Raw genomic sequence first — 12,757 nt, forward strand, 5'->3', positions numbered from 1 at the left:
GCGGCGGCGGCGGCGGCTGCCGCGGCGGGCTCCGTCGTCGTCCTCGTCGCGCGGGGCGTCCTCGCGCAGGTTGCGGGCGTGGGCCTCGTCGTCGTCGGTGTCCTCGGCCTCCAGGGCCGCCTCGTCCTCGTCCTCTTCCTCGTCCTCGTCCTCGACGTCCTCGAAGACGTCGTCGTCCTCGGTCGCCGGTTCATAGGCCTGGACCGGGATGGGGACAGCGGCGGCGACGTGGTCGGGACGGGTCTCCATCGAGGTCCGCTCGATCAGGTGGTCGACGTGGGACATGGCGTCCTCGACGATCACCGTGACGAACAGGCCGAATGCCTGGAACAGTCGCGCCAGGTGGGCGCGCTTCTCGTTCAGGATATAGAGTCCGACGTCGCGCGGCACCCGCAGGGTGGCTTCGCCGCCGCCCTTCAGGGCCTCGAGCTCCAGGGAGCGCAGGGTGGCCAGGGCGCTGGATTCGACGGACCGGACGCGACCGGTGCCGGCGCAATGTTCGCAGACGTGGGTGGTGCCTTCCAGCACGCCGGTGCGGCGGCGCTGGCGGCTGATCTCCATCAGGCCGAACGGGCTGATCTTGCCCATCTGCACCCGGGCGCGGTCGTCCTTGAGGCAGTCCTTCAGCTTCTTCTCGACGGCCCGGTTGTTCTTCGACTCGTCCATGTCGATGAAGTCGATGACGATCAGGCCGGCCAGGTCGCGCAGGCGCAGCTGGCGGGCGGCTTCCTCGGCCGCCTCCATGTTGGTCTTCAGCGCCGTGGCCTCGATGTTCCGCTCGCGGGTGGAGCGGCCGGAGTTCACGTCGACGGCGACCAGGGCCTCGGTCTGGTTGATCACCAGGTAGCCGCCCGATCGCAGCGGCACGTTCGCCGAATAGATCTGGCTGAGGTGGTCCTCGACCCGGTGCTTGACGAACAGCGGGATCGGCTCGCGGTGGGCCATCACCTTCTTGGCCTGGCTGGGCATCAGCATCCGCATGAAGTCGCGGGCTTCCTTGTAGGCGGCCTCGCCCTCGACCCAGACCTCGTCGATATCCTTGTCGAACAGGTCGCGGATGGTGCGCTTCACTAGATCCTCTTCCTCGTAGATCAGCGCGGGCGCGATCGAGTGGAGGGTCTTCTCGCGGATGTTCTCCCACAGGCGCAGCAGGTAGTCGTAGTCGCGCTTGATCTCGGCCTTGGTGCGCTTGGCGCCGGCGGTGCGCACGATCAGGCCCATGCCCTGCGGCACGTCCAGGCTGGCGACCACGCCCTTCAGGCGCTTGCGGTCGGTGGCGGTGTCGATCTTGCGGCTGATGCCGCCGCCCCGGGCGGTGTTGGGCATCAGCACGCCGTAGCGGCCGGCCAGCGATAGGTAGGTGGTCAGCGCCGCGCCCTTGTTGCCGCGCTCTTCCTTGACGACCTGGACCAGCATGATCTGCCGACGGCGGATCACTTCCTGGATCTTGTAGCGGCGCATCAGCCGGCGGCGGCGGCGCGCCAGTTCCTCTTCCATGACGTCGTCGTCGTCGTCGGAGACCGAATCGGCCTCGTCGTCGTGATCCTCGTCGGAGGCCTCGGCGCCGGCGTCGCCGCCGCTGTTGCGACCGCGGCGGCCACGGGCGGGACGTTCGTCCTCCTCGTGCTCCTCGGCCTCTTCGCGCAGCAGGGCTTCGCGGTCGGCGACCGGGATCTGGTAGTAGTCCGGGTGGATTTCGTTGAAGGCCAGGAAGCCATGGCGATTGCCGCCATACTCGATGAAGGCCGCCTGCAGCGACGGCTCAACGCGCGTCACCTTGGCGAGATAGATATTCCCTCGGAGCTGCTTGCGGTTCTGGCTTTCGAAATCGAATTCTTCAACGCGGTTTCCGTCGACCACCACCACACGCGTCTCTTCGGCGTGGGCAGCATCGATCAACATAGTCTTGGGCATTAAAAGTTTCTCCGCGGCGCGCGGGGGCGTTTCGGCCTGGGCGCTGCCGGCAAATGGGATGAGCGCGCGCGCCATCCCGGAGGACGCCGGAATCGGCGTCTCGGGAGGCCTTGGGGCCAAATGTGGCTCGAGCTGCGCAGCTCATCGGGTGTGTTCCTAGGCGCGTCCCGAGGGGCGCGGATCGGATGATGCGTCGTCACCGAGGATTCGGTCGAAGCCGACGCCGGCTTGTTTTGTCGCGTGCCGACCGGGCCCAAAACGGGCGCACCGACGTCGCGCGGCGGGACATTGCAACAATGGGTTGGAAAAGGAAAGCGGCGCTGGCGTAGAGCCTGCGGGTCGCAACACCTCGTTAACCCTTTGTCCACAGGGCCGCCCCCTATATGGGTGATCGGTTCGCGTTCTGCGAATCTCCGCGTTTTCGGGGCGTTACGATGATTGGGCGGCTGACAGGGGGGTGGGTTCGTAACCGGGGGCGAGCGATCGCCGCCTCGCTGGCCGTCGCCGTTGGCCTGACCGCGGTCGCCGCCAGCCACGCCGCCACCGAAGTCGTCGACCTCCTGAAGATTCGCATGGGCGGCGACGGGCCCGAGACCCGCATGGTGATCGAGCTCTCCGGCTCGGCCAGCGCCAGGGTGGTGTCCGACGGCTCCACCGACCACCGCGTCGTCGTGCTGCTGCCCGGCGTCACGGCCGCCCAGGGCCAGCAAGGGTCGGGCCGCGGCGTCGTCAAGGCCTGGACCCTCGACCAGACGTCCGGCGGCGCACGGCTGCAGATGGACCTGGCCACCGACGGACAGGTGAAGCGCCGCTTCCTGCTGCCCCCGGCCGACGGCATCGCCACCTACCGATATGTGATCGACGTGGCCGCCGCCGCGCCGCTGCTGAACATCCCCCGCGCCACGGCCGCCGCGCCGCCGATCCGCACCCAGTTCCTGCCCGCCCGCAAGCCCGCCCTGCCGCTGAAGAAGGTGGTGGTCATCGACGCGGGCCATGGCGGCAAGGACGCCGGCGCCCTTGGCGCCAACGGCTATGAGAAGGACATCAACCTGGCCGCGGCCCTGACCCTGGCCGACCAGCTGGGCAAGACCGGCCGCTACAAGGTGGTGCTGACCCGCGACTCCGACGTCTACATCCCGCTGGAGGATCGCGTCCGCGTGGCCCAGCGGGCGGGCGCCGACCTGTTTATCTCGCTGCACTCCGATTCGGGGCCGGAGGCGGACCTGAAAGGGGCCAGCGTCTACACGCTCTCCGACAAGGGAACAGCCCGCTCTAGCCGCTTCCTGACCCAGGACAACTGGCTGATGAAGGCTAGCCTGGCCGGCGACCAGGGGGTGCGGGACATCCTGTTCGACCTGACCCAGCGCGCCACCCGCAACCGCTCGGCGATCTTCGCCCAGACCCTGGTCTCCGACATCGAGGGCAAGGCGCCGCTGCTGCGCCGCAGCCACCGCGACGCCGGCTTTATGGTGCTGCTGGCCCCCGACGTCCCGGCCGTGCTGCTGGAGATGGGCTTCGTCTCCAACCCCGAGGACGAGGCGCGGCTGCGCGATCCGGCGTCCCGGGCGCGGCTGATGTCCGCCGTCGCCCACGCCATCGACGCCCACTTCAGCGACACCATCAAGCTCGCCTCGCGCTGAACCTTGGCGCGTCAGCGCCGGCAGGATTCCACCGCAGAAGACGCAGAAGGCCACCCTGTCCAACGTCCAAGGCTTCGGCGCGTCTGCATTCTGCGTTTTCTGCGTTTTCTGCGGTTCCAAGGGACTTCGCCTGCGGCGCCTCGAGGCGTTGGCGCCTGCGTCGACACAGGCTAGACGACGGCGGGTGAGGCTCGTCGCACCTTGACCCCCCCGGACAGCTCCGAGCGGACACCCCCCCAGGGGGCCGGACCCAGGCCGGGCAGGCCCGGCCGGTGGGTCGCCCTGGCCGGCGTCGCGGCGCTGAGCTTCATCGCCCTGGCGGCGGTCTCCATGGGAATCTACGCCGCCTGGCTGTTCCACGACATGCCGGATGCCACCGACCTGGTGGACTACCACCCGCCGACCGCCACGCGGGCCTACGCCTGGGACGGCACCCTGATCGGCGAGTTCTCCCGCGAGCGGCGGATCTTCGTGCCCTATGACGCCATCCCGGCCCAGACGGCCCAGGCCTTCCTGGCGGCCGAGGACCACAGCTTCTTCCGGCATGGCGGCGTCGATGTGGGGGGCCTTGGCCGGGCCATGGTCAAGGACGTGATCAACCTGGCCCAGGGCCGGCGGCTGGAGGGCGGCTCGACCATCACCCAGCAGGTGGCCAAGAACATCCTGCTCTCCAACGACCAGACCATCGGGCGCAAGCTGAAGGAGGCGATCCTCTCGACCCAGCTGGAGCAGACGCTGTCGAAGGAGCGGATCCTCGAGCTCTACATGAACGAGATCTGGCTGGGGTACCGGTCGTTCGGGGTGGGGGCGGCGTCCTACAACTATTTCGGCAAGTCGCTCAGCGAGCTGACTCTGGCGCAGAACGCCTACCTCGCCTCCCTGCCGAAGGGCCCCGACAACTACCATCCGATCCGCCACAAGGCCGCGGCCATGGCGCGGCGCAACTTCATCCTCGACCAGATGGCCGACCTGGGCTGGGTGACCCGCGCCGAGGCGGAGGCGGCGATGAAGGAGGACCTGGTCGTCCAGGCCGCGCCCAGCCGCTCGCAGTACCGCGACGCCGACTATTTCGTGGAGGAGGTGCGCCGCACCGCCCTGACCATGAAGGAGCTGGGCGACGAGAAGCTGAACGCCGGCGGCTACTACATGCGCACGACGCTGGATCCCAAGCTGCAGAGCCTGGCCAAGATCGCACTGATGAACGGGCTGGAGAACTACGACCGCCGCCACGGCTGGCGCGGGGCGTGGGGCCACGTCACCACGCTGGAGGGCTGGGAAGGCGTCGCCAAGAAGGCCGCTCGGCCGCATGAGCGGGCGGACTGGCGCCAGGCCGTGGTCACCGCCGCGTCCGGCGGCGTGGTGCAGGTGCGGACCATCGACGGCGCCATCGGCGCGCTGACCGTGCCCGACGTGGCCTGGGCGCGGGCCGGGAAGGGCATCGGGGCCGGCGACCTGATTTTCGTGGAGCGCAACACCGCCGGGCCGGGGTTCCGCCTGAAGCAGGTGCCGGCGGTCAACGGCGCCCTGGTGGCCATGGAGCCCTATTCGGGCCGGGTGGTGGCCATGGTCGGCGGCTATTCGTTCTCGCTGTCCAGCTTCAACCGCGCGACCCAGGCGATGCGCCAGCCGGGGTCGTCGTTCAAGCCGATCGTCTACGCCGCGGCCCTCGAGGCCGGCTACACCCCGGCCAGCACGGTGGTGGACGGGCCGATCACGCTGAAGGGCTACGGCGGCCAGGCCTGGACCCCGGAGAACTTCCACCACGACTTCCTGGGCGCCCAGGTCCTGCGCCGCGGCATCGAGCTGTCGCTCAACACCATGACCGTGCGGCTGGCACAGGCCATCGGTATGAAGCGCATCGTCGACCTGGCGGAGAAGCTGGGCGAGACCCGGCAGATGGAGCCGGTCCTGGCCATGGCCCTGGGCTCCGGGGAGACCACCACCTTCAAGATGGCCGGCGCCTATTCGACCTTCGTCAACGGCGGCCGGCTGGTGCAGCCGCACCTGATCGAGCTGGTCGAGGACCGCAACGGCAAGGCGATCTTCCGCGCCGACGGCCGCGACTGCGACCACTGCACGGCTGGATTCGGCGGGGCGGAGAGCCCGCGGATCGCCCGCACCGGCGCCCAGGCGATGGACCCGATCACCGCCTACCAGATTACCTCGTTCCTGCAGGGGGTGGTCCAGCGCGGCACCGGCAGCCAGGCCTCGTCGATCGGCAAGACCGTGGGCGGCAAGACCGGCACCACCAACGACTTCCGCTCCGCCTGGTTCATGGGCGTGTCGCCGCACCTGGTGGTCGGCGTCTACGTTGGCTTCGACGACAACCGCAGCCTCGGCAACAACGAGACCGGGGCGGTCGACGCGGTGCCGATCTTCATCGACTTCATGACCCCGGCGCTGAAGGACAAGCCCAACGAGGAGTTCCGGGCCCCGGCCAATGCCAAGTTCGTGATGGTCAACGGCATCCGTGAAGCCTTCCGGCCGGGAACCGAGCCTTCGGGCCTGGCGCCGACCCTGGGGGCCGCGGGCGCGGCCGGGCCGCAGCCCTACGACAAGGTGTTCGGCGCCGGCCTCACCGGGGCCCCCAATGCCGCGGCCGCTGTCGCGCCACCGCCACCTGCGCCGGTGAAGAAGAAGGACGACCTGTCGGACTTGTACTGAGGTTCCGCGCCAGCTAAATCCCGCGCCCCTATTCGAGGAATTCCCCATGAGATTGGATGTCGAGGCCGCCAAGGCCGACATCGAGCAGTCGATCGACCTGCTCAGGAGGCGTCTTTGACTGGGACCCTGCGCTCCGCAAGCTCGACGAGCTGAACGCCCGGGTCGAGGACCCGACCCTCTGGGACAGGCCCGAGGCCGCCCAGGCCCTGTCCCGCGAACGCGCCCGGCTGGCCGCGTCGGTCGAAGCCGTCCGTGCGCTGGAACGCGATCTTGTCGACGCCGTCGGCTATGCCGAAATGGCCGACGAGGAGGGCGACGAGGCCAGCCTCGAGGAGGCCCGCGGCCAGCTGAAGGCCATCAAGGACCGCGCCGGGCGCGCCGAGCTGGAGGCGCTGCTGTCCGGCGAAGCCGACGGCAACGACGCCTTCGTGGAGATCAACTCCGGGGCCGGCGGCACCGAGTCCAACGACTGGGCCGGCATGCTGCTGCGCATGTACACCCGCTGGGCCAACGCCCACGGCATGGAGGTGGAGTTCCTGGAGGAGACCTCCGGCGAGCAGGCGGGGATCAAGTCGGTGACCCTCCAGGTCAAGGGAACCAACGCCTATGGCTGGCTGAAGACCGAGGGTGGGGTCCACCGGCTGGTGCGCATCTCGCCGTTCGACAGCGCTGCCAAGCGGCACACCAGCTTTGCCTCGGTCTGGGTCTATCCGGTGGTCGACGACACCATCGTCATCGACATCAACCCGTCCGAGGTACGCACCGACACCTACCGCGCCTCCGGCTCCGGCGGGCAGCACATCAACAAGACCGACAGCGCGGTCCGGCTGACGCACCTGCCAACCGGCGTGGCCGTCGCCTGCCAGATGGGCCGCTCGCAGCACCAGAACCGCGAAGAGGCGTGGAAGATGCTGCGCGCCCGGCTCTACGAACTGGAGCTGCAGAAGCGCGAGGCCGCCGCCCAGGCCGTCGAAGACCAGAAGACCGACATCGGCTGGGGCCACCAGATCCGCAGCTACGTCCTGCAGCCCTACCAGATGGTCAAGGACCTGCGCACCGAGGTGGAGACCTCCGACACCCAGGGCGTCCTGGACGGCGACCTCGACCCCTTCATGGGCGCCGCATTGGCGCAGCGCGTCGGCGCGACCCGGGACGCGTAGTTCTTACCTCCCCCATCGCGGAGCGATGGCGGGAGGGGGACCGCGCCCCGCAGAGGCTTGCTGTTCGTCGCTCCAGTGGGTGCGACCATCGACCTCGATCGCAAGCTTCGCGGACGGGCAGTAGAAGTCGAGGATGATCGAGCCGATGACGTGCTGTCGGCGGAATGTCGGACGGTCGGCGTTGCGTCCCCGCAGGCGGCTCCAGAGCATGACCACCGGTTCGGTCATGTTCTTCCTTGACGCGCGGGCGCGGTTTGAGATCAGCGGCGGGTGTCTCAAGGCTCTGCCGGCCGCTTGCCCCCTCCACCACCCGCTCTTCGGCGGGCGGTCCCCTTCCCGCCGCTTCGCGGGGGAGGTAAAACAGCCTACTCCGCCGCGACGACGCTCAGCGGTTCCTTTGCCGGCGCCATCTCCAGGCTGCGGCCCACGAAGTGCGCGCCGGCCTCGATCGACAGTTCCGTGTGGCTGATGTCGCCGTCGACGCGGGCGGTCGCCCACAACCGCACCTGCCGCGCCGAGATCGTGCCGGTGACGCGGCCGCGGATGTCGACGCTGTCGGCGTGGATCGTGCCGGTCACCGCGCCGGTGTCGCCGACGGTAAGCTGGCCCACCTTCACATCGCCTTCGACGGCGCCGTCCAGGTGCAGGTCGCCCTCTGTCGCGAGGTCGCCGCGGATGCGGACGCCCTCCGCGACCAGGGAGGCCACCGTCAGCTTGCGAGGCTGGGAGGGTTCGTGGGCGAAATCGCCCTTAGCCGCCTTGGAGAACATATTGTCCCGCCTTCAGGAAGCGCCCGGGGTTCTGGGCCCGTCCGTTGACCCATACCTCATAGTGCAGGTGGGTCCCAGTGGATCGGCCCGTCGAGCCCATCGCGGCGATCCGCTGCCCAATTCCGACGCGCTCGCCGACGCTGACGCCGATTGAGGAGAGGTGGGCGTAGCGGGTCTTCAGGCCGCGGCCATGGTCGATCTCCACCACATTGCCATAGCCTGAGCGCACGCCGGTGAAGGAGATCACCCCGGGGCCGGTCGAGTAGATCGGGGTCGCGTAGCCACCGGCGAAATCCAGCCCTGCGTGATAGGCGGGTCGGCGCGTGAACGGGTCGTAGCGCACGCCGAAGCCGCTGGTCTGGGCGTCGGTGGTGGTGGGCTTGCCCAGCGGCATGTCGCGGGTGGCCTCGGCCAGGGCGTCGGAGTCGGAGATATCGTGGGCGGCGCGCTGGATGCGCACCGCGAAGTCGTCGTCCACGTCCAGCACGGCGGCCAGGGCGCGGGGGTCCTTGGACTCGATCAGCGGGCCGCCCAGGGCGCCGCTGCGGTCCACGAACGCCGAGGGGGTCAGGCCGGCCATGCGGAAGGCCAGCCGCAGCCGGTCGGCGCGGCTCCTGGCGAAACTGTCGGCGGCCTCCAGCAGCTGTTCCTGGCCCAGGCGGACCATCTCGATGCGCCGCGCCGGACTGGCCCCGGCGTTGCTGGCGAGCGCGCGGTCGATGGCCGGGGTGAGGGCCGCGGCCGCCCCGGGCGCGCCCTTCATCCCGGTGAGCAGCTGGGCCAGCGCCGCGTGGCGCTTTTCGATGGCGCTGGCCACGTCGGCGTTGGAGCCGGAGGCGGCGTCCAGCCGGGCCATGGCGCTGTCCAGCCGCGCCTGACGGTCGGCGACGTAGCGTTCCGACTGGGCCTTGAGCTTGGCGATCTCGCGGTCGGACGCCGAGGCCGACAGCAGGTTGACCAGCATCGCCGCGGTGCAGACCCCCATCCACAGCGCGCCGCCGGCGACGCCGGCGGCCAGGATCATCTGCTTTTGGGTGGTCAGAACGAAGGCCTTCATGGCCCCGCCGGAGCGCACATAGAGGTGGCGCTCCGGGAACAGCTCCACGAGGGAGTTCAGTAGCCGCGCGATACGTTGCATGCGTGCGCCGGAAGCCCCCCGAACTTTCGAACTCGGCGATATGCGACGACTTTTTTCCGACAGGCAACCCGCTTGGCGGCAGGTTGCGGCGAGAAGCGACGACCGGCCGCAGAGTGATCATCGTTCATCGGCTTCAGACCCCCTGCGCGGCCTCCAGCACCGCCTGGGCATGGCCCGCCACCTTCACCTTGTGCCAGATGCGGTCGATCTTGCCGTCGACGATCAGGAAGGTGGAGCGGTCGATGCCCATGTACTTGCGGCCATAGAGGCTTTTCTCCACCCAAGAACCGTAACGCTCGACCGTCTCGCCCGAGGGATCGGAGCCCAGCTGGACGTTGAGGTCGTACTTGGCGGCGAACTTCCGGTGCGAGGCGATGGTGTCCTTGGAGACGCCGATCACCGTCACCCCGGCCTTGGCGAAGTCGAGCGCCAGGGCGGTGAACGCCTGCGCCTCCTTGGTGCAGCCGCCGGTGTCGTCCTTGGGATAGAAATACAGCACCACGCTCTTGCCCTTGAAGTCGGCCAGCTTCACCGGTCCGTCAGGGGTTTCCAGGTTGAAGTCGGGGGCGGGGGCGCCTTCGGCGATATCGGTCATCACACTCTCCTTATCCCTCCTCTTTAGGGGAGGGTGGATCGCGCCGCCGGCGCGAGACGGGTGGGGGTCACGAGATCAAGCTCGGCGCTTGGACGTGAGACCCCCACCCCGCTCGCCTGCGGCGAGTCGGCCCTCCCCTGAAGAGGAGGGATACATCTTACACCGGCCTCACCAGGACGATCTTCTTCTTGCCGGCCGCCAACTTCACCACGCCGTCCACCAGGTCGGCGGTGGCGATGGTGCGGTTGGCGTCCATTTCCTGAATATCGTTGACCCTGAGGCCGCCGCCCTGGGCCAGCCGGCGAGCCTCACCGCGTGAGGCGGCCAGGCCGGCGTCGGCGGCCAACGCCGCCAGCACGATCCCGGAGTCGAGATCGGCGCGGGGCACTTCAAACGTCGGCAGGCCGTCCGAGAGTTTGCCCTCCTCGAACGCGGCGCGCGATGCGGCGTCGGCGGCCAGGGCTGCCTCCGCGCCGTGCAGCATCCCCGTGGCCTCGTTGGCCAGGACCTTCTTCGCCTCGTTGATCTGCGCGCCAGGCAGGGCTTCCAGCCGGGCGATCTCGTCCAGCGGCAGGTCGGTGAACAGGCGCAGGAAGCGGCCGACGTCGGCGTCCTCGGTGTTGCGCCAGAACTGCCAGTAGTCGTACGGCGAGCGCAGGTCGGCGTTGAGCCAGATGGCCCCGCCCACCGTCTTGCCCATCTTCTGGCCGGACGCGGTCGACAGCAACGGGGTGGTCAGGCCGAACACCGGCTTGGCGTCGACGCGGCGGATCAGCTCCACCCCGTTGACGATGTTGCCCCACTGGTCCGAGCCGCCCATCTGCAGCACGCAGCCGTGGCTGCGCTCCAGCTCCAGGAAGTCCACCGACTGCATCAGCATGTAGTTGAATTCGAGGAAGGTCATCGGCTGCTCGCGGTCCAGCCGCGCCTTGACGCTGTCGAAGGCCAGCATGCGGTTGATCGTGAAGTGGACGCCGTAGTCGCGCAGGAACTGGACGTAGCCGAACTTCGACAGCCATTCGTCGTTGTCCACCATCACCGCGTCGGTCGGGCCGTCGCCGAAGGTCAGGAATTTCTCGAAGGTGCCCTTGATGGTGGCGATGTTGCCCTGGATCTGGTCGTGGGTCAGCAGCGGGCGCTGACCGTCCTTGTCGGTGGGGTCGCCCACCTTGGTGGTGCCGCCGCCCATCAGCACGATCGGCTTGTGGCCGGCCTGCTGCAGGCGGCGCAGCATCATGATCTGGATCAGGTGGCCGACGTGCAGGCTCGACGCCGTGGCGTCGAAGCCGATGTAGGCGGTGACGATCCCGCCCGCCGCCGCGGCGTCCAGCTCCACCGGATGGGTGATCTGGTGGATATAGCCGCGCGCCTGCATGGTCTGCAGGAACCGGGACTTGAAGGCTGCGGCGTCGGACATCGGGGCTTCTCGGGCTCGGGACGCCGGGGCTGTAGCACAGCGCCGGCCGGGGTGGGCAGGCGCGAAGGGACCGGACGCCTGCGACTAGGGCAGGCGGCAATAGCGGCCGGTGGCGGGCGCGGGTCCGATCATGGCGGGCTAGCTACGTCGTCCCACCCGTGGCAGTCAATCCACATGCTCGTGCTGGGATTCATGACCGGGACCTCGCTCGATGCGGTCGACATGGCCGTGCTGGAGACCGATGGCGAGCGGATCGACCGCTTCGGGCCGGCGGGCGAGCGCAAGCTGTCGGACAGCCTGCGCAAAGTGGTGCTGGAGGCGACCAGGCAGGCCCTGGCCTGGCCGCGCGGGGCGCCCGAGCCGCCGATCTTCGGCCACGTGGCCGAGATGGTGGCCGAGGAGCACTACCTCGCCGCCGAGTCCTTTCTGGCCGGGCATGGCCTGAGCTGGCCGGACCTCGACCTGATCGGCATGCACGGCCAGACCGTGCTGCACGAGCGGCCGAAGGGGGGCGTTCCGGGGCGCACGGTGCAGCTGGGCGACGGCGCGATGCTGGCCCGCCTCTGCGGCCGGCCGGTGGCGTTCGACTTCCGCACCGCCGACGTGGCCGCCGGCGGGGAGGGCGCGCCGCTGGCGCCGATCTACCACCTGGCGCGGGCCAGGGCCTCGGGGCTCAAGGCGCCGCTGGCGGTGCTGAACATCGGCGGGGTGGCCAATGTCACCTTCTGGTCGGCCAAGGACTCTGGCGACCAGGATCTGGCGGCCTTCGACACCGGCCCCGGCAACGGCATGATCGACCTTCTGGTCCAGGCGCGCGGCGCGGGCCGCTTCGACGCCGGCGGCAAGTACGCCAGCGTCGGCCGGGTAGACGAGGCGGTGGTGCGCGCCCTGCTGGCGCATCCCTATTTCCAGGCCGCGGCGCCCAAGTCGCTAGACCGCTACGACTTCTCCCTGGCCGCCCTTGATGCGCTGCAGCTGGAGGACGCAGCCGCGACCCTGGTGGCCTTCATGGCCGAGGGCGTGAAGCTGGCGTTCCAGACCGTGGGCCAGACCCCCGCCGAGGTGATCGTCTGCGGCGGCGGCCGGCACAACCCGCAGATCATGAAGGCGCTGAGGGCTCGCCTGCCGGTTCCGGTGAACACCGCCGAGGACCACGGCTGGCGCGGCGACTCCATCGAGGCCGAAGCCTTCGCCTACCTGGCCGCCCGCACCTTCCACGGCTTGCCGATCTCATTCCCGAACACAACGGGCGTGGACAGGCCGATGACCGGCGGCCGGATCGCCCGCCCTTAATGGGGCTACAGGATTCACACAGATCCTCCCAACGGTGTCATCCCGGTTTTGGCGCAGCCAAAGACCGGGATGACACCGTTGGGAGGATCTGTGTGAATCCTGTAGCCCCATTAAGGGCGGGCGATCCGGCCGCCGGTCATCGGCCTGTCCACGCCCGTGGTGTTCG

10 protein-coding genes are annotated in these 12,757 nt (G+C 69.2%); 4 read left to right on the forward strand and 6 right to left on the reverse strand.

Translation table 11 applies throughout. From position 1 onward, the window contains the following. Positions 1-1,914, reverse strand: a 1,914-nt coding sequence (locus tag Q0R13_RS19280; protein ID WP_293906993.1) for a ribonuclease E/G, incomplete at its 3' end; no start/stop codon positions are given. A gap of 434 nt (positions 1,915-2,348) precedes the next feature. Between Q0R13_RS19280 and Q0R13_RS19285 the strand changes: the two genes are divergently transcribed. From Q0R13_RS19285 to prfB, 3 genes are all read left to right on the forward strand, one after another. Continuing rightward, positions 2,349-3,554 carry an N-acetylmuramoyl-L-alanine amidase gene (locus tag Q0R13_RS19285; RefSeq protein ID WP_293906994.1) on the forward strand — a complete coding sequence of 402 codons (1,206 nt, stop codon included), beginning with the start codon at positions 2,349-2,351 and terminating at the stop codon, positions 3,552-3,554. A 201-nt stretch (positions 3,555-3,755) separates the two neighbouring features. After that, positions 3,756-6,218: a penicillin-binding protein 1A gene (locus tag Q0R13_RS19290; RefSeq protein WP_366853273.1), complete on the forward strand. Its 2,463-nt coding sequence runs from the start codon at positions 3,756-3,758 to the stop codon at positions 6,216-6,218. A gap of 46 nt (positions 6,219-6,264) precedes the next feature. Beyond that, a protein-coding gene (gene prfB, locus Q0R13_RS19295; RefSeq protein ID WP_293906995.1) for a peptide chain release factor 2 occupies positions 6,265-7,378 on the forward strand; the annotation gives its coding sequence in 2 pieces (ribosomal slippage) (positions 6,265-6,333 and positions 6,335-7,378; 1,113 coding nt in all). A gap of 3 nt (positions 7,379-7,381) precedes the next feature. Here the strand turns inward: prfB and Q0R13_RS19300 are convergent. The 5 genes from Q0R13_RS19300 to tyrS all read right to left on the reverse strand — a co-directional run bounded on the left by Q0R13_RS19300 (position 7,382) and on the right by tyrS (position 11,298). Further along, positions 7,382-7,657, reverse strand: a complete 276-nt coding sequence (locus tag Q0R13_RS19300) for a DUF559 domain-containing protein (protein ID WP_293906996.1) — start codon at positions 7,655-7,657, stop codon at positions 7,382-7,384. 86 nt (positions 7,658-7,743) lie between these two features. Beyond that, positions 7,744-8,148, reverse strand: coding sequence for a polymer-forming cytoskeletal protein (locus Q0R13_RS19305; protein WP_293906997.1), 405 nt, complete (start codon positions 8,146-8,148; stop codon positions 7,744-7,746). Beyond that, on the reverse strand, positions 8,129-9,286 hold the full coding sequence (locus tag Q0R13_RS19310; protein ID WP_293906998.1) for a M23 family metallopeptidase: 1,158 nt from the start codon (positions 9,284-9,286) through the stop codon (positions 8,129-8,131). Before Q0R13_RS19310 ends, Q0R13_RS19305 begins: the two co-directional genes overlap by 20 nt. Positions 9,287-9,419: 133 nt before the next feature. After that, complete coding sequence (locus Q0R13_RS19315) at positions 9,420-9,881, reverse strand: peroxiredoxin (protein ID WP_293906999.1); 462 nt, start codon at positions 9,879-9,881, stop codon at positions 9,420-9,422. A gap of 157 nt (positions 9,882-10,038) precedes the next feature. Next, entirely contained in the window at positions 10,039-11,298 is a 1,260-nt protein-coding gene (gene tyrS, locus Q0R13_RS19320) for a tyrosine--tRNA ligase (RefSeq protein WP_293907001.1), read from the reverse strand. A gap of 174 nt (positions 11,299-11,472) precedes the next feature. Here tyrS and Q0R13_RS19325 point away from each other — a divergent pair, with 174 nt between their 5' ends. After that, the gene (locus tag Q0R13_RS19325; RefSeq protein ID WP_293907003.1) at positions 11,473-12,591 is read left to right on the forward strand and encodes an anhydro-N-acetylmuramic acid kinase; all 1,119 of its coding nucleotides are present in this window, start codon (positions 11,473-11,475) and stop codon (positions 12,589-12,591) included. Positions 12,592-12,757: the final 166 nt, after the last annotated feature.

This window comes from Phenylobacterium sp., assembly GCF_025351295.1.
Taxonomy (GTDB): domain Bacteria; phylum Pseudomonadota; class Alphaproteobacteria; order Caulobacterales; family Caulobacteraceae; genus Phenylobacterium.